Genomic DNA, 17,798 nt, shown 5'->3' with positions numbered 1-17,798 from the left:
CATCCAGGCGCCACCACACACGCTGAAGGACGTGGATGCCCGGGACAAGCCCGGGCATGACGACGGAGTGGCGGCATCCCGTGCCACACCTCAATGAAAATCCCGCGACGGGGGCAGGATGCGGACGTTGCGGGGATGGCGGATTTTTTGCGCCGGCATGTCCGTGAGCGCGCGCGGGTCCTCGTTGAGTGGTTCGACCACGGTGGCGCCTGCGGGCAGCGGATGCTTGCGGCTCAGGGCATCGTCGGCAAGGCCGACCAGATCGTGCGAGCGGTCGATCATGCGTTGCGCGATCAGATGGGTTACCTTCTCTGGGCTGCTCTGGATATAGCCCTGAACCTCGATGAGGCGCGCACCCATCACTTCCTTCCGGTACTGCTCCATGACCTTGGGCCACACCACGACGTTGGCGATGCCGGTTTCGTCCTCCAGCGTCATGAACACGACGCCGCTGGCGCTGCCCGGCCGCTGACGCACCAGCACCACGCCGGCGCAGCGGACGCGACGCCGCTCGTTCTCGTGACTGATCTCCTTGCAGGCAACGATGCGCTCGCGCGTAAACGCCTCGCGCAAAAATTCCATCGGATGGCCTTTGAGCGACAGCCGGATGGTCTGGTAGTCGGCAACGACCTGTTCGGGACGTGGCATCACCGGGAGCGGCTTGGCCTGCTCGTCCGGCTGCTCGCGCGCAGTCGCAGCCTCGAACAGCGGCAGCGCCACGTCGTCGGGCAGCCGCCGCACCTGCCACAGCGCCTCGCGGCGGTCGAGCCCGAGCGAGCGGAACGCATCGGCATCCGCCAGCAGGATCAGCGCGCGCTTGGGCAGGCCGGTATCGCGGGCGAAGTCTTCGAGCGAGGTGAAGGGGCAACGATTGCGGGCGGCGATGATGCGATCGGCCCAGTCCTCCTGAGTGACATAGACTTTGCCCTGCTGCTTCGCCTGCTCTCTTTTGAGAAACTCCTCATCCGGATCTAGCCAGTGAAAGCCGTCGATCTGGCGAAAACCCAGGCGAACGGCACAATATCTGTCGTCAGTGTTTTCCAGCGTGTTCTGTGCAAAGCTGTAGGACACGTCGATGTCGCGCACCTCGACGCCGTTCTTGCGGGCGTCACCGACGATCTGCGCCGGGGCGTAGAAGCCCATCGGCTGCGAATTCAGGAGACCGCAGCAGAAGGCATCAGGGTGATGATATTTCAGCCATGACGAAATATAGACGAGCTGGGCAAAGCTCGCGGCATGGCTCTCCGGGAAGCCATATGAGCCAAAACCCTTGATCTGGTCGAAGCAGCTTCTGGCGAAATTGGCCTCATAGCCGCGCGCGACCATGTTGCCGATCAGCTTCTCTTCGTACTGGCCGATGGTGCCGACATTGCGAAAGGTCGCCATCGAGCGGCGCAGCCCGTTGGCTTCTTCGGGCGTGAATTTCGCCGCCTCAATCGCGATGCGCATCGCCTGCTCCTGGAACAGGGGCACGCCCTTGGTCTTGTGCAGCACCTTGTAGAGCTCGTCCGCGGGACCATGCTCGGGCGATGGCGAAGGATAGGTCACCTTCTCCAGGCCGTTCCGCCGCCGCAGATAGGGATGCACCATATCGCCCTGGATCGGTCCCGGGCGCACGATCGCGACCTCGATAACGAGATCATAGAAGGTTCGCGGTTTCAGCCGCGGCAGCATGTTCATTTGCGCGCGGCTCTCGACCTGGAATACGCCGAGCGACTCGCCGGCACACAGCATGTCGTAAACCTTCGGATCGTCCTGCGGGACGCTCGCCAGAACCCATCGTTTACCCTTGTGATGATCGATCAAATCAAAACACTTCCTGATGCAGGTCAGCATGCCCAGCGCAAGCACGTCGACCTTCATCATATTCAGCGCGTCGACGTCATCCTTGTCCCATTCGATGAAGGTGCGGTCGTTCATCGCAGCGTTGCCGATCGGCACATAGGTGTCGAGCCGGTCCTGCGTCAGCACATAGCCGCCGACATGCTGGGAGAGATGGCGCGGGAATTCGATCAGCTCGGTCGCCAGCTCGACTGCGAGGTTGATCATGGGATTTTGCGGATCGAGCCCGGCCTGCCGGACCTGCATGTCATTGAGGCCCTTGCCCCAGCTGCCCCATACGGTGTCGGCGAGCGCCGCGGTGACGTCCTCGGTCAGGCCCAGCGCCTTGCCGACATCCCGGATGGCGCTGCGCGGACGATAATGGATGACGGTCGCGATGATGGCGGCGCGGTGGCGGCCGTAGCGGCGATAGACATATTGCATCACCTCCTCGCGCCGCGAATGCTCGAAATCGACGTCGATGTCGGGCGGCTCCAGCCGTTCCTTGGAGATGAAGCGCTCGAACAGCAGATCGACCTTGGTCGGATCGACCGAGGTGATGCCGAGCACGTAGCACACGGCCGAATTCGCCGCAGAACCCCGTCCCTGGCACAGAATGTTCTGGCTGCGCGCGTAGTGGACGATGTCGTGCACGGTGAGGAAGTAATGCGCGTATTTCAGCTCTGATATCAGCGCGAGCTCTTTCTTCAGCGTCGCGCGCAGCTTCGCGTCAATGTTCTCGATACCGCCGAAATATTTGTCGACGCCGGCCCAGGTCAGGTCCTCCAGATGTCCCTGCGCGGTCTTGCCCGGCGGCACCGGCTCATCAGGATATTGGTATTTGAGCTGGTCGAGCGTGAAGTCGATCCTGTCCGCAAAGCGCATGGTCTCCGCGATCGCGTCGGGGGCATCGCGGAACAGCCGCGCCATCTCGCGGGGCGTCTTCAGAAAACGCTCGGCATTGGCTTGCAGCCTTCGTCCGGCCGCCTCGATCGTGGTCTTTTCCCTGATACAGGTGAGCACATCCTGAAGCGGACGACGGCCGGGATCGTGATAGAGCACCTCGTTGGTCGCAAGCAGCGGCACTTTTGCCTTTTCGGCGAGATCGTCCAGCCGCGCCAGACGGCGCCGGTCGTCGCCGCGATAAGTCAGGCTCGCCGCCAGCCATACACCCTCGGCGCGGCTTGCTTTCAACCTTGCAAGAATATCCAACGCTTGTGCCGGCTCGAAGCGATGCGGCAGCGTCAGGATCAGGAGCTGACCTTCCGAAAACTCCAGCAGATCGGCGAAGGAGAGACGGCACTCGCCCTTCTCGATCCGCGTGATGTCGTCGCCGCGTTTGCCTCTGGTGAGAAGCTGGCAGAGCCGGCCATAGGCGGCGCGGTCGCGCGGATAGACGAAAATGTCGGGCGTGCCGTCGATGAAGACGATGCGCGCACCGACCAACAATTTGGGCTTATGCAGCACCTTGTCATTGTCGAGCTCCTTCCAGGCGCGCACCACGCCGGCGAGCGTATTGTGATCGGCGATGCCGATCACGGGAAGGCCGAGCTTGGCGGCCTGATGCACATAGGCGCGCGGATCCGAGCCGCCGCGCAGGAAGGAGAAGTTGGTGGTGATGCCGATCTCGGCATAAGCAGGCGCGTTCATGCGAAGAGACCGTGGACATACCAGTTGGGGGGAGCAGGCTTGCCGTCGGCGTCGAACACCTCCCCTTCGTAAAGACCATCGCGGAAAATCCAGAAGCGCAGGCCCTCGGCATCCTCGATACGGAAATAATCCCGCGTCAGCTGCTTGCCGTCCTGGCGCCACCATTCCATCGCGATGCGTTCGGGTCCCTCTACCCGTACCACCGCATGTTTTGCCCGGCGCCAAGTGAATTGATGCGGCGGGCCATCGGGTACGGTCGCGAACGGTACGGTGACCGGCTCCGGCTTGTCGAACAGCCGCAGGGGCCGCAGCGGCGGCTCGCCCTCGGCACGATCTGGCCATTTGGCCTGCATGGCAGCCGCGAGATGATGCTGGGCGGGGGCAGCCAGCACCGCCCGCTCAGGAATATGGGTATCCTGCGGCAGGTGCACGACGACGCGCTTTCCGCCGATGCGTGCGGCGATGCGGTCGATCAGCGCGGCGAGTTCGTCATTGTCGTGGACATGGGCATCGAGATCGCGCTGCTCCTGCACCACGATCTCGGTGCGGCTCGCCGACAGCCGCACCATGTCGAAGCCGAAACCGGGATCGAGCGGATCGGCGAGCGCATCGAGCCGTTCGCGGAACAGACGATCGACGACTTTGCTTCGCGTCACGGGACGTCCGGTCTCGACCATGATCGCACGCACCACACCGTCGGTGCGGAAGAACGCGGCCTCCAGCCGCCGCGCGCCCTTGCCCTGTTTCTCCATGGACGCGATCAACGTATCGGCCAGCCGCGACAGCGTCATCGCGATCATGGTGTCGGTCGCGATCGGCTCGGCAAAACGCTTTTCGACGATGTAGTCAGGCACCGGCTTGCGCGGACTAATGGGCGCATCGCCCTGCCCCAGCGCATGCGCGAGCAGCGTGGAGAACCGCGCGCCGAACCGCGCCGTGATCTCGGAGGCGTTGCGCGAGGCGACATCGCCGATGGTCTTCAGTCCGGCGCGGCGTAGGCCGGTGGTGATCGTCTCCTCCGCACCGAGCGCGGACACCGGAAACCGGTCGATTGCCGCCGCTTCCCCACCGTCGGCAACGATGATCCCGGAGCCCTGCCGCGTCAGTGTGCGCGCGCAGACCGAGGTGCCGGCGATCGCCGCGCTGACGGCAAAGCCTTGTCGGCCGAGCGCCCGGACCAGCGTCTGCAACAGCGCAGCCTCGCCGCCGAACAGATGCGCGCAGCCGGTGATGTCGAGGAACAACCCGTGCGGCGGATCGAGCGCCACCAGCGGCGTGAAGCGATCGCACCAATCGGCGATGTCGCTGAGCGTTTTCGCATCGGCCACGACATCGGCGTCGAACACTTTCAAATCCGGGCACATCGCCCGGGCATTCGCCAGCGGCTGACCAATATGCAACCCGAAGCGCTCGGCGGTTTCATCCAGTGCGTGGATCACCAGCGCATTGTTGTCCTTGATGACAACGATGCTCGGACCATTATTATTTTTACCCAGCCCGGCGCTGCTGAAAAACCGCTGGATCCGGTCGATGGGCAGGCGCGGCAGCCACAGGCTGAGAATACGCCGACGGTTCACTGAACTGGCACTCATCACACTTCCATTCCATGATCCACCGGCCACACGGGCCATGACGATTGCGCAACAGCTCGACATCGAAGCGCGGCGCCCCCCAGACGTCCCAAGGCGCCGCAGGCATTGAAGCCGATCCCGGCGGCGAATGCGCCGCGCGCAGCATCCATCGCGTCTCCGCTGTCGAGGGCAACGGTTGTGCTGCCATCCGCAGCAACAAACCGGTAACGCCGGATGATTGCGCGGCGAGCGTCAGCTTGCGGCTCGCGACGAGATCGAACTGCCTCGTCTCGCCCCAGAGCTCGAGCACGACGGCGCCGAGCGCATCGCAGGCGAGCGCATCGGCCGAGGTCCGCAGCGCGCTCTCCACATCGGCCGCGCGCACCATAACCACGCGGCGTGGATCGAGCCCGAGCTCGGCGAGCCCGCTCATCGACAGCGCGCCGGTTTCGAGTTCCGAAAAATCCTGCCGCACCCACAGCAGCGGCCGCTGCACCGTGACGCGACCCGCCAGCGCGGTGACAAAACCGGTCGCGGCCGCACCCTGACGCCCTTCGCAAAACACCTCATGGACCGCCGCGCGCGCGAGGCCGCCTTTCAGCGCGCGATCGACCTCGCTGTGACCGAGCGCGACACGATCGTGATGATGCACGACCTCCGCCGTCTCGATCCGCTCGATCTGGCTGCGCAAGGTCGCAAGCGCGCTCATGCGTGCGTTCATGCTCGCCGCTCCTCAGAGGTGATTGCCGGTGGCTCTCAAAAGAGAAACCAACGGCTGGCTTATTTGTTCATGGTATGTTCTAATATAAAGCTAACGGCAGCCGAAGAGTCAAATCGAATTGCGTTCGATCGAATTCATGAGCCAAATCAAAGGGATTCCGGAATGGACGTACAACGCAAGCTGGAAATTCTCGCGGACGCCGCCAAGTACGATGCCTCCTGCGCCTCCAGCGGCACCGAGAAGCGGGATTCCAGCGACGGCAAGGGCATGGGCTCGACCGCGCCCGGCATGGGCATCTGCCATTCCTACGCGCCGGATGGACGCTGCATCTCCCTGCTCAAGGTGCTGCTGACCAATGCCTGCAATTACGATTGCCTCTATTGCGTCAACCGCGCTTCCTCCAACGTGCCGCGCGCCCGCTTCACCATCGATGAAGTGGTCAAGCTGACGCTCGATTTCTACCGGCGCAATTACATCGAGGGCCTGTTTCTCTCCTCCGGCATCATCCGCAGCCCCGACTACACCATGGAGCAAGTGGTCAGTGTCGCGCGAAAACTGCGCGAGGACCATCACTTCCGCGGCTACATCCATCTCAAGACCATTCCGGAAGCCGACGATGCGCTGATCGCGGAAGCCGGCAAATATGCCGACCGTCTCTCCATCAATATCGAAATGCCCGAGGCGACAAGCCTGCAGCAATTCGCGCCGGAGAAGGACGTACGTGCGATCCGCCGCACCATGGGCCGATTGCGGCTGAAGCTCGACGAAGCCGAGGAAAATCGCCGCGCGAAGACAAGGACAAGACCGCAGCGCTTCGCACCGGCCGGCCAAAGCACGCAGATGATCGTCGGCGCCGACGGCGCGAACGATCACACCATCCTCCACACCAGCGCCAATCTCTATGGATCCTACAGGCTCAGGCGCGTCTATTACTCCGCCTTCAGCCCGATCCCCGATGCGAGCCGCGCATTGCCTCTGGTCCAGCCGCCGCTGCTGCGTGAGCACCGGCTCTACCAGGCCGACTGGCTGATGCGATTCTACGGCTTCGACGTCGGTGAGATCGTCGACGAGACCGCGATGCTGCCGCTCGACATCGATCCAAAGCTCGCCTGGGCGCTACGGCATCGCGACCGCTTTCCGCTCGACGTCAACAGCGCCAGCCGCGAGCAGCTGCTGCGCGTGCCGGGTTTCGGCACCAGGGCGGTCGAGCGCATCATCGCGACGCGGCGCACCACCACGATCCGCCTGTCCGATCTCGCGCGGCTGCACGTGCCCAAGCACAAGGCGCTGCCGTTCATCGTCCTCAGCGATCACCGGCCCTCCTCGCAACGCCTGGACGAGGCGCGGTTGATCGAACGGTTCAAGCCGAAAGCAACGCAATTGGGGTTTGGCTTCTGATGCAGTTCATTGTCCTCGACACCGAGACCGATTTCGGCGGCTGGCGCAAAGCTGCTCGCACGCTCGTGCTTCATCACGTGGCGCCCGCCGATGTCACCTGGGCCGTGCGGGGTGGCGAAGCTGAGCTGTTCGCGCCGCCCGCGCCCTCTCCGATTCTCGAGGTGAACGACGGCACTTTCAGCGTATCAGCAAAATTCATCGAGCTGGCGAAAGCGGCAATCCTGCACCGCGACGGCGAGCGTTTTGCGATCCTCTATCGCCTGCTCTGGCGATTGAAGGACAATCACGACCTCATCGAAGTCGCGATGGATACCGACGTCGCGTTGGTCACGGCCATGGCGAGAGCTGTTCATCGCGACGAGCACAAGATGCACGCCTTCGTTCGTTTTCGCGAAATCGGACGCGAGCGTGCCGCCCATTACGTCGCCTGGTTCGAGCCGGAGCATCATATCGTCGAGCTCGCCGCGCCGTTTTTCGCGCGCCGCTTTGCCGACATGCCGTGGTCGATTTTGACGCCCGATCTCTGCGCGCATTGGGATGGCCACGCGCTTTCGTTCACGCCGGGCGCGAGCAAGAACGAAGCACGGGGCGAAGACCGGCTGGAGGAAACCTGGCGGCGTTACTACGCCAGCATCTTCAATCCGGCGCGGTTGAAGGTGAAGGCGATGCAGGCGGAGATGCCGAAGAAATACTGGAGGAACCTGCCCGAGGCTTCGATCATTAAACCCCTGATCGAGGACGCCGAACGCATGACCGGCGCCATGATCGCCAACGCCGCAACGGATCCGCACAAGCCCCAGAAGCGGCCGGAGGCCCCGATGAGCCGCAAACACGCCGCCAATGTTCTCGATGCACTTCGCGAGGAGGCCGGCCATTGCCGCGCCTGCCCGCTCTACAAGGACGCGACACAGACCGTGTTCGGCGAAGGCCCCAAGAGCGCCACCATCATGCTGGTCGGCGAGCAGCCCGGCGACAAGGAAGACCTTTCCGGCCATCCCTTCGTCGGGCCGGCCGGACAGATGCTCGATCGCGCGCTGGAGGAGGCCGGCGTCGACCGCAGGAAGGTCTATGTCACCAACGCGGTCAAACACTTCAAATTCGTGCCGCGCGGAAAAATCCGCCTGCACCAGAAGCCGAACACGTCCGAGATCCGGGCATGCCGACAATGGTATGAGCGGGAAGTCTCAGTCATCCAGCCCGATCTCGTGGTCGCGATGGGCGCCACCGCCGCGCAGAGCGTGTTCGGCAAGATCACACCCATCGGCAAGACCCGCGGCCGGCTCATAGACCTCCCCGACGGACGCAAGGCTCTGGTGACGGTGCATCCGTCCTACCTGCTGCGGCTCCCTGATCCGCAGGCGAAGGTGCAGGAATATCAGCGTTTTGTCGAAGACCTGACGATCGCGGCCGGCGTGCAGAAGAAGTCGGCCCACGCCGCCTGAGACGCTGCCGGCGCTCAGCGACAGAGCGCGGATAAGCTCCATCATTTCAACTGCCTGCCGCCATTTCAACCGCCTGTCACATGCCACGCGCAAAATCGGGGCCTTGGGACAGGAGAATTTCCAATGAGTGACGTTGCTTTGCCGGGCTCCATCGAGCCGGCCTTGAGTAAGGGGCCAGACCTCAACCGCGGATTCCACCCGCTCACCGGCGTGATCTACATGGGCGTGATCGCCGCCGCACTTCTCTTCGTCGCCTACAGCATCTGGGTCGACGTCGATGCATCAGGCGCGCAGGTCAAGACCTTCGCTCCCTTCCTCCTGCTCTTCGTCGCGCTCCTGATCGCACTCGGCTTCGAGTTCGTGAACGGCTTCCACGACACCGCCAACGCGGTCGCGACCGTGATCTACACCCGCTCGCTACCCGCCCACGTCGCCGTGGTGTGGTCCGGCATGTTCAACCTGTTCGGCGTGCTGCTGTCCTCCGGCGCGGTCGCGTTCGGCATCGTCTCGCTGCTCCCGGTCGAGCTGATCCTCCAGGTCGGCTCCAGCGCCGGCTTCGCGATGGTGTTCGCGTTGTTGATCGCCGCCATCATCTGGAACGTCGGCACCTGGTATTTCGGCCTGCCGGCCTCGAGCTCGCACACGCTGATCGGCTCGATCATGGGCGTCGGCATCATGAACGCCGTCCTGCATGGCCGCAACGGCACCACCGGCGTCGACTGGAGCCAGGCCACCAACATCGGCAAGGCGCTGCTGCTGTCGCCGCTGTTCGGCTTCGCGCTTGCCGCCGGCCTGCTCCTGATCCTGCGTACCGTTCTGCTGCGCGTCACGCCCACCCTGTTCGGCGAGCCGAAGGGCGACCAGCCGCCGCCGTGGTGGATCCGTGGCATCCTGATCCTCACCTGCACGCTGGTGAGCTTCTTCCACGGCTCCAACGACGGTCAGAAGGGAATGGGCCTGATCATGCTGATCCTGATCGGCACCGTGCCGACCGCCTACGCGCTCAACCGCGCGCTGCCGGAGAGCCAGATCGTGGCATTCAGCCAGAACTCGGAGGCTGCCAGCAAGATCATCGAAGCCAAGGCCGCCGGCTACAGCGTGATCGGCAATCCGCGCCGCGCCGTGACCAACTATGTCGCGCAGCACGAGGTGAACGCCGGTACATTCCCGTCGCTCGCCGTGCTCGTCCGCGACATCTCCAGGCAGGTGGCGAGCTATGGCTCGCTCGCCAAGGTGCCCGCCGACCTCGTCGGCAACACCCGCAACGACATGTACCTCGTTTCGGAAGCGCTGCGCTTCCTGATGAAGGACAAGGAAGCCGAACTCAGTGCTGCCGACGTCACCGTGCTCAACGCCTATAAGGGCTCACTCGACAGCGCCACGAAGTTCATTCCCGGTTGGGTGAAGATCGTGGTCGCCATCGCGCTTGGCCTTGGCACCATGGTCGGCTGGAAGCGCATCGTGGTCACGGTCGGCGAGAAGATCGGCAAGACCCACCTGACCTACGCGCAGGGAGCCTGCGCGGAGATCACCGCGGCCGCCACCATCGCGGCCGCCGATGTCTATGGCCTGCCGGTCTCGACCACGCATGTGCTGTCATCAGGCATCGCCGGCACCATGGCCGCCAATGGATCGGGCCTGCAATGGGCGACGATCCGCAACATCGCGATGGCCTGGGTCCTGACCCTGCCCGCCGCGATGCTGATCTCGGGCGTGCTCTATTTCCTGTTCTCGCACGTGTTCTGAGCCACGACACGGACCACAACAAAAAGGGCCCGCGCGATGCACGGGCCCTTTTCATTTGCAAATTCGCTTGAGCGCCTCACGACGCCGCGAGCTGTTCCTCGACCAGCTTGACCCAGTAGGACGTGCCGAACACGATCGCCTCGTCGTTGAAATTGTAGGCGGGGTGATGCAGGCCGGCGCTGTCGCCATTGCCGCAGAAGATGAACGCGCCGGGACGCGCTTCCAGCATGTAGGCAAAGTCCTCGCCGCCCATCAGGGGCGGCATCTGATGCACGTTGGCCTCGCCGGCGACCTGCTTGGCAATGCGCGTTGCCACCTCGGTTTCCGCGGCGTGGTTGTTCACGACTGGATAGTTGCGCTTGTAGTGTAGATCGATCTTGGCGCCGGTGATCTGCGCCACCCCCGCAACCACTTCGCGCACCCGCTTCTCGACGAGCTTGCGCACCTCCGGCGACAGGGTCCGGATGGTGCCCCTCAGGGTCGCGGTTTGCGGAATGACGTTACGGGCATTGCCGGCGTGAAACTCGCAGATCGAGATCACCGCTGATTCCAAGGGATCGACACTGCGCGCAACGATCGACTGCAACGCCGTGATCACCTGCGCACCGACGAGAACGGAATCAATGCATTTATGCGGTCGCGCGGCGTGGCCGCCGAGGCCCTCGATATTGATGTCGACCTCGTCGGTTGCCGCCATGATCGGACCGGGCCGGATCGCAAACGAGCCGATCGGAATGCCGGGACCGTTGTGCATGCCGTAGACCTGCTCGATGCCGAAGCGCTCCATCATGCCGTCCTTGACCATGGCCGCGCCCCCGGCGCCGCCTTCCTCGGCCGGCTGGAAGATCACGATCGCATCGCCGGCGAAGTTGCGGGTCTCGGCCAGGTAGCGCGCAGCCCCCAGCAGCATCGCGGTGTGGCCGTCATGGCCGCAGGCGTGCATCTTGCCCGGAGTCTTCGAGGCGTATGGCAGATTGGTCTGTTCCTCGACGGGCAGCGCGTCCATGTCGGCGCGCAGACCGATCACCTTGAGCCCCTCCCCGGCCGGCTTGTTGCCTTTGATCACTCCGACCACGCCGGTCTGGCCGATACCGGTCACGACCTCGTCGCAACCGAATTCGCGCAGGCGATCCGCGACGAATGCTGCGGTGCGATGGACGTCATACAGCAACTCGGGATGCTGGTGGATGTCCCGTCTCCAAGCCTGAATATCGGGTTGAAGGTCGGCGACGCGGTTCACGATGGGCATGGAGGGTCTCAAGCTTTGTTGAAAATACAGCCCTGTCTACCATGCAAGCGCCAGTCCACCCAACTGGTCGAGATCGGGTCTAGCCCTGCCCGTGCGACATGGCCGGGCTTGTCCCGGTCGTCTCCGTCTGCCTATTAGGGTGGAACGTTTAGAGATCATCCGGGTGGAAGCAGAATGCCAAGGCGGCTCGAAGGTGAGTTTGATTATATTGTCGTGGGCGCCGGCACGGCCGGCTGCATTCTTGCCAACCGGCTTTCCGCGGAGCCCAAAAACCGCGTCCTTATTCTCGAAGCCGGTGGTGACGACAACTGGATCTGGTTCCACATTCCGGTCGGCTATCTCTTCGCCATCGGCAATCCGCGCTCGGACTGGATGTTCAAGACCGAGGCCGAGCCGGGCCTCAACGGCCGTTCGCTGGCCTACCCCAGAGGCAAGGTGATCGGCGGCTGCTCGGCGATCAATGCCATGATCTCGATGCGCGGCCAGGCCGCCGACTACGATCACTGGCGCCAGCTCGGCATGACCGGCTGGGGCTATGACGACGTGTTGCCGCTGTTCAGGCGGCTCGAGGATCACTTCCTCGGCGCAAGCGAGCATCACGGCGCCGGCGGCGGCTGGCGCATCGAGGCGCCGCGGCTGTCGTGGGAGGTTCTCGATGCGGTCGGCGATGCCGCGGAAGAAATGGGCATCAAGCGCATCCCCGACTTCAACACCGGCGACAACGAAGGCACCAGCTATTTCCACGTGAACCAGAAGCGCGGCCGGCGCTGGTCGTCGGCGCGAGGCTTCCTCAAGCCGGCGTTGAAGCGCTCCAATTTGCGGCTCGAGAAGCACGTGCTGGTCGACCGTCTGATCATCGAGCAGGGCCGCGCCGTCGGCGCCCGCTTCATCCAGAACGGCGAGATCGTCGAGGCGCGCGCCAAACGCGAGGTGATCTTGTCGGCCGGCTCGATCGGCTCGGTGCAGGTGCTGCATCGCTCCGGCATCGGCCCGGCCGACTGGCTGTCGCCGCTCGGCATCGACATTGTCATGCACAAGCCCGGCGTCGGGCGCAATCTGCAGGACCACCTCCAGCAGCGCGCGATCTACAAGGTCGAAGGCGTGCGGACGCTGAACGAGACCTATTACAACCTGTTCCGCCGCGGTCTGATGGGCCTCGACTATGCCTTCCGTCGCCGTGGGCCGCTGACCATGGCGCCGTCACAGCTCGGCATCTTCACGCGCTCCGATGCGACACGCGCGCGCGCCAACATCCAGTTTCACGTGCAGCCGCTGTCGCTCGACAAGTTCGGCGATCCCCTGCACCGCTTCCCTGCGATCACGGTCAGCGCCTGCAATCTCCAGCCGACGTCGCGCGGCACCGTGCGGCTGCGCTCGTCGATCCCGGACGAGAAACCGATCATCGCGCCAAACTATCTGTCGACCGACGATGACCGCCAGGTCGGCGCCGACGCCATCCGCACCACGCGCCGCCTGATGCAGCAGAAGGCGCTCGCAAAATATCGGCCGAGCGAATATCTGCCCGGCCCCACCGTCGGCGACGACGATGCCTCGCTCGCAAAAGCCGCCGGCGATATCGGCACCACGATCTTCCATCCGGTCGGCACGGCCAAGATGGGTGCTGTGAGCGATCCCATGGCCGTGGTCGACGAGCGCCTGCGCTTCTATGGGCTCGGCGGTCTGCGCGTCGTCGACGCCTCGATCATGCCGACGATCACTTCGGGCAATACCAACACACCGACCGCGATGATCGCCGAGAAGGGCGCGGCGATGATCCTGGAGGATGCGAGGTAGCCTCCCGTCATCATGATCAGTCACCGCTTTTCCGTCGATCCCACCTCACGAAAACGTCATCGCTCCCCGCGAATAAACCGACTCCTTCCCCGATCAACTCCCCCGAAGCCCAATTCCGGGCCAAAGGAGACGTGCGATGAGCGGACACGATCACGGGGAAGACGGCGTCAGCCGTCGCAAGGTGCTCGAGTGCATGACTTGGGCCGGCACCGGGGTGCTCTGGACAATCACGGGCGGCGTCCCGCGCTCGCTCGGCATCATCGATTCCGCGGAGGCCGCGACGGCGGCCGCGCCCGGCATGACCTTCCTCCAGATCAGCGACAGCCATGTCGGCTTCGACAAGCCGGCCAACCCGAACGCGCTGGGCACGCTGGAGGAAGCCGTCAACAAGATCAATGCGATGCCCACCAAGCCGTCGTTCATGATCCACACCGGCGATATCACCCATCTGTCCAAGGCGTCCGAGTTCGACAACGCCGATCGCATAATCTCGCAGTCCAAGTTGGACGTGCACTACGTGCCGGGCGAGCATGATTTCCTCGACGAGGAAGTGAAGTTCTATCGCGACCGTTACGGCCGCGGCACCAAGGGGGCGGGCTGGTATTCCTTCGACGCCGGCGGCGTGCACTTCGTCGGCCTCGTCAACGTCGTCGACCTCAAGGCCGGCGGCCTCGGCAATCTCGGCGCCGAGCAGCTCGCCTGGCTCGAGGACGATCTCCGTGGCAAGTCGAAATCGACGCCTATCGTCTTGTTCGCGCATATTCCGCTCTGGACCGTCTATCCGGAATGGGGTTGGGGCACAGAGGACGGCGGCCGCGCGCTCGAATACGTCAAGGGCTTTGGTTCGGTCACCGTGCTCAACGGTCACATCCACCAGGTGATGCAGAAGGTCGAGGGCAACGTCACCTTCCACACCGCGCGGTCGACCGCCTTTCCGCAGCCGGCACCCGGCACCGCCCCCTCCCCCGGACCGATGAAGGTCGAGGACGCCAAGCTCCGTTCGATGCTCGGGGTCGCGAGCATCAACTTCAAGCAGAACGAGCAGCGGCTCGCGATCATCGACACGCCGCTCCAGGGTTGATCGGAAGCAGACCAATGAAGACACTCACTCGCCGCGACTTCGGGGGCGACCTTCTCACTTTGGCCGCGGCCATCCTGCTGCCGCTCACAACCGCCCGTGCCGAAGACACCAACATGGAGGTGCATATCGACAATTTCGTCTTCCAGCCGGCGGAGCTCAAGATCAAGGTCGGCACGACCGTAACGTGGACCAACCGGGACGACATCCCGCACACCGTGGTGTCGGCCGGCAAGTTCAGGTCCAAGGCCCTGGACACCGACGACAAGTTCACGTTCACCTTCACCGATGCGGGCGACTACAAGTATTTTTGTTCGTTGCACCCGCATATGACCGGGATGATCAAGGTTGAGTAACGTCTCCAACCAAGGCATCTCTGTCTTGCCCGGCCGGTGGTCCCACGCCGGCCGGGCGCGCGTGCCTGCGGTCAGGCCCAAAGGCGAAACCCCGGACGAAACGCAGCAAGAGGCAAAGCGAGAGGCGATGCCCGTCAGCGACGATTTCCAGAAGGCACAGCGCTTCCGCGAGGCGGCCCTGCCCTATCTCGACGACGTCTACACGCTCGCACGCTATCTGCTGCGCGACGCCTCCGACGCGGAGGACGCGGTGCAGGAATGCTATCTGCGCGCGCTGAAGCACTTTGACAGCTATCGAGGCCCGGCCATGAAGCCGTGGCTGTTCGCGATCCTGCGCAATGTCTGCAACGCCGAATATGCCCGGCGCGTGCATTCGCCCGCCGCGATCGAGGACACGCCCGGTGCAACCGACCAGACGCCGATGTGGCAGGAGAACGAGGCGAGCCCGGAGACGGAAGTCTTGCGTAACCGCGACGCCGGCGCCATCCGCAACATGATCGACGCACTCGCCGAGCCGTTCAAGGAGACCTTCGTGCTGCGGGAGATCAATAACCTGTCCTATCGCGAAATTGCAGAAGCCGTCGGCGTCCCCGTCGGCACCGTGATGTCCCGCCTCGCTCGTGCCCGCGCCATGCTGCGCGCGGCCTGGACGGCGGAAGAGGAGCACTCGAAATGACCTGCGACGAAGCAAAGATGCTGCTTCACGCTCTGCTCGACAACGAGCTCGATGCCGGCCACGCGCGCGAGGTCGAAGCTCATCTCGCCGGCTGTCCGGGCTGCGCGGCCGAATTCGCAGCACAACGCGAGATGAAGCGCGTGCTGGCCGACACCAAGCTGCGCTACAGTGCGCCGGCTAGTCTGCGTGCCCGTATCGAGGCGTCGATGCCGCAAGCGCGGCCGCAGCCGAGCCGGCGTTCCGTGCTGCGTGGTTTCGCAATGGGCTCGGCGGTCTCTGCGCTCGCCGCCTCCGGCGTCTTTGCCGTGGTGCTGCGCCAGGACGACCAGCAGCGCATCCTTTCGGAGGTCGTCTCCGCGCATCTGCGTTCGCTCCAGGCCGGCCACCTCATCGACGTCGTCTCGACCGACCAACACACCGTCAAACCCTGGTTCAACGGCAAGCTCGACGTCGCCCCGCCCGTCATCGACCTCACTGCGCAAGGCTTTACGCTGGTCGGCGGCCGGCTCGACTATGTCGATGCCCGCGCCATCGGTGCCGTCGTCTACCGGCGCCGGCAGCACATCATCAACCTGTTCGTGGCGCAGACCGCGAGCATCGAGCATCGGCCCCCGAAGACGCAGACCATGCAGGGCTTCAACTGCCGCCGCTGGGGCGAGCGCGGCCTGAACTTCTGGGCCGTGAGCGATATCGGCGGCGACGAGCTCACCGAGTTCGTGGACAAGTTCGAGGCGGCGATCAAGGCGAATGTGGAGGGGTAGTCGTCTCGCCGTCGTTGCCGATGCCGCGGCAAGAGATCAAGCCGACCGCCGCACCGCGTTGTCCACCAGCGTCTTGCCGAGCGACCAGATCGCACCGGGAACCTTGTGGCTGCCCGCGATGACGTCGTCGAAGGCGCGCTCGATCCAGCTGCAGTCTTCTTCCGTGATGGTGAGCGGCGGCAGCAGCTTGATGGTGTGGCTGCCGTGGCCGGCGACCTGCGTCAGGATCTTGTGATCCTTGAACAGCGGCACGGTGATGAGCTGGCAGAACAGGCCCTTGTTGGCGGCTTCCAGCACGTTCCAGGAGGCCCGCAGCCGCAGCGATTTCGGCGGCCCGAACTCGATGCCGATCATCAGGCCCTTGCCGCGGACTTCCTTCAGCAGCTCATAGCCGGGCACCATACGCGTGAGTGCCAGGCGAAGTTCGGCGCCGCGCTTGGCGGCGGACTCGATCAGCTTCTCCGATTCCATCACATCGAGCGTGGCAATGCCCGCGGCCATCGCGAGATCGTTCTTGGAGAAGGTCGAACCGTGCACCACCGCGCGGTCCATCTGGTTGAATATCTTGTCGAAGATGCTCTTGCGCGTCAGCACGGCGCCAACAGGCACGTGGCCGCCCGAGAGCGACTTCGACAGCAGCACCATGTCGGGTTCGACGTTCCAATGCTCGACCGCGAGGAAGCGTCCGGTGCGGCCCATGCCCGTCTGGATCTCGTCGGCGACGAACAGCGTGCCGTATTTCTTGCAAAGCGCGGCCGCGCCCGGCAGGAACTCGTCGGAGGGCATGTTGACGCCCTTGCCCTGGATCGGCTCGACGACGAAGGCCGCGACCTCGCGCGAGGCCAGCGCCTTCTCGAGCGCGGCGAGATCGTTGAACGGAACCGGGGTGCAACCCGGCAGCAGCGGCTCGAAGCCGGTGCGGAAGTTCGAATCCCCTGTCAGCGACAGCGCGCCGTAGGTCAGGCCATGGTAGCCGTGGGCGCAATAGACGATGCCCGGGCGGCCGGTGGCGCCGCGGGCGAACTTGATCGCGGCCTCGACGCATTCCGCGCCGGAATTGGCGAAGAACGCCTTGTCGAGATAGGGAACATACTTCAGGAGCCGCTCGGCGAGGACGCCGGCGAGCACCGAAACATCGAACTGGACGAGATTGGGCAGATCAGCGTCGAGCACGCTTTTCAACGCGTCCCGCATCACCGGATGATTGCGCCCGATCGCGAACACGCCAAAACCGGACAGCAGGTCGAGATAGCGCGCGCCCTCGCGATCGTAGAGGTACTGCCCCTGCCCTTTCTGGAACCCGACATCGTAGCCGATGGTCTTGAGAACCCGGACGAACTGCTCGTTCAGGTACCTATTATGCAGGGTGTTGCGCTGGGCCTGACGGTCCGCGAACAACTGGGACATGTCTGGATTTGGACTGTTCATCCGCTACATACTTCGGTTGAGGGCCGCTTCGTCAACTGAAAACGGTCAGCGAACGGAAAACGCTCTGTGCGGCCTTTTGCCCTTTTTCGGACCATCTTCGCAAGCAC

The 17,798-nt window shown here is 64.0% G+C and carries 13 protein-coding genes; 8 read left to right on the top strand and 5 right to left on the bottom strand.

Going from position 1 to position 17,798, the window contains the following annotated elements; all coding sequences use genetic code 11:
• Positions 1-90: 90 nt before the first annotated feature.
• From ACVIIW_RS21590 to ACVIIW_RS21580, 3 genes are read right to left on the bottom strand one after another with little or no spacing between them, the layout of a single operon-like run.
• The gene (locus tag ACVIIW_RS21590; RefSeq protein WP_456702574.1) at positions 91-3,471 is read right to left on the bottom strand and encodes an error-prone DNA polymerase; all 3,381 of its coding nucleotides are present in this window, start codon (positions 3,469-3,471) and stop codon (positions 91-93) included.
• Positions 3,468-5,063, bottom strand: a complete 1,596-nt coding sequence (locus ACVIIW_RS21585; RefSeq protein WP_456702573.1) for a Y-family DNA polymerase — start codon at positions 5,061-5,063, stop codon at positions 3,468-3,470. The genes ACVIIW_RS21590 and ACVIIW_RS21585 overlap by 4 nt, the downstream gene beginning before the upstream one ends.
• Positions 4,960-5,763, bottom strand: a complete 804-nt coding sequence (locus tag ACVIIW_RS21580; protein ID WP_456702572.1) for an ImuA family protein — start codon at positions 5,761-5,763, stop codon at positions 4,960-4,962. The genes ACVIIW_RS21585 and ACVIIW_RS21580 overlap by 104 nt, the downstream gene beginning before the upstream one ends.
• Before the next feature lie 162 nt (positions 5,764-5,925).
• Here ACVIIW_RS21580 and ACVIIW_RS21575 point away from each other — a divergent pair, with 162 nt between their 5' ends.
• From ACVIIW_RS21575 to ACVIIW_RS21565, 3 genes are all read left to right on the top strand, one after another.
• The gene (locus tag ACVIIW_RS21575; RefSeq protein WP_456702571.1) at positions 5,926-7,161 is read left to right on the top strand and encodes a putative DNA modification/repair radical SAM protein; all 1,236 of its coding nucleotides are present in this window, start codon (positions 5,926-5,928) and stop codon (positions 7,159-7,161) included.
• Entirely contained in the window at positions 7,161-8,603 is a 1,443-nt protein-coding gene (locus tag ACVIIW_RS21570; protein WP_456702570.1) for a UdgX family uracil-DNA binding protein, read from the top strand. Before ACVIIW_RS21575 ends, ACVIIW_RS21570 begins: the two co-directional genes overlap by 1 nt.
• 123 nt (positions 8,604-8,726) lie before the next feature.
• Positions 8,727-10,349: an inorganic phosphate transporter gene (locus ACVIIW_RS21565; protein ID WP_456702569.1), complete on the top strand. Its 1,623-nt coding sequence runs from the start codon at positions 8,727-8,729 to the stop codon at positions 10,347-10,349.
• Between the two features lie 76 nt (positions 10,350-10,425).
• On the opposite strand, the gene ACVIIW_RS21560 is transcribed toward ACVIIW_RS21565, so the two are convergent.
• Positions 10,426-11,598 (bottom strand): M20 aminoacylase family protein, encoded by a 1,173-nt coding sequence (locus tag ACVIIW_RS21560; protein WP_456702568.1) that lies wholly within the window; start codon positions 11,596-11,598, stop codon positions 10,426-10,428.
• Between the two features lie 174 nt (positions 11,599-11,772).
• Here ACVIIW_RS21560 and ACVIIW_RS21555 point away from each other — a divergent pair, with 174 nt between their 5' ends.
• The 5 genes from ACVIIW_RS21555 (at position 11,773) to ACVIIW_RS21535 (ending at position 16,263) form a co-directional block, all read left to right on the top strand.
• Positions 11,773-13,392 (top strand): GMC family oxidoreductase, encoded by a 1,620-nt coding sequence (locus tag ACVIIW_RS21555; RefSeq protein WP_456702567.1) that lies wholly within the window; start codon positions 11,773-11,775, stop codon positions 13,390-13,392.
• Positions 13,393-13,528: 136 nt separating this feature from the next.
• Positions 13,529-14,473 carry a metallophosphoesterase family protein gene (locus ACVIIW_RS21550; RefSeq protein WP_456702566.1) on the top strand — a complete coding sequence of 315 codons (945 nt, stop codon included), beginning with the start codon at positions 13,529-13,531 and terminating at the stop codon, positions 14,471-14,473.
• Positions 14,474-14,487: 14 nt separating this feature from the next.
• Positions 14,488-14,826 carry a cupredoxin domain-containing protein gene (locus ACVIIW_RS21545; protein ID WP_456702565.1) on the top strand — a complete coding sequence of 113 codons (339 nt, stop codon included), beginning with the start codon at positions 14,488-14,490 and terminating at the stop codon, positions 14,824-14,826.
• Positions 14,827-14,953: 127 nt separating this feature from the next.
• Positions 14,954-15,502 carry a sigma-70 family RNA polymerase sigma factor gene (locus ACVIIW_RS21540; RefSeq protein ID WP_456702564.1) on the top strand — a complete coding sequence of 183 codons (549 nt, stop codon included), beginning with the start codon at positions 14,954-14,956 and terminating at the stop codon, positions 15,500-15,502.
• Complete coding sequence (locus tag ACVIIW_RS21535; RefSeq protein ID WP_456702563.1) at positions 15,499-16,263, top strand: anti-sigma factor family protein; 765 nt, start codon at positions 15,499-15,501, stop codon at positions 16,261-16,263. Before ACVIIW_RS21540 ends, ACVIIW_RS21535 begins: the two co-directional genes overlap by 4 nt.
• Before the next feature lie 36 nt (positions 16,264-16,299).
• On the opposite strand, the gene hpnO is transcribed toward ACVIIW_RS21535, so the two are convergent.
• Positions 16,300-17,691: an aminobacteriohopanetriol synthase HpnO gene (hpnO, locus tag ACVIIW_RS21530; RefSeq protein ID WP_456702562.1), complete on the bottom strand. Its 1,392-nt coding sequence runs from the start codon at positions 17,689-17,691 to the stop codon at positions 16,300-16,302.
• Between the last annotated feature and the right edge of the window lie 107 nt (positions 17,692-17,798).

Source organism: Bradyrhizobium sp. USDA 4449, from assembly GCF_054056275.1.
Note: the sequence above shows the minus strand (reverse complement) of the source record. Positions and strands in the feature narration are given on the sequence as shown.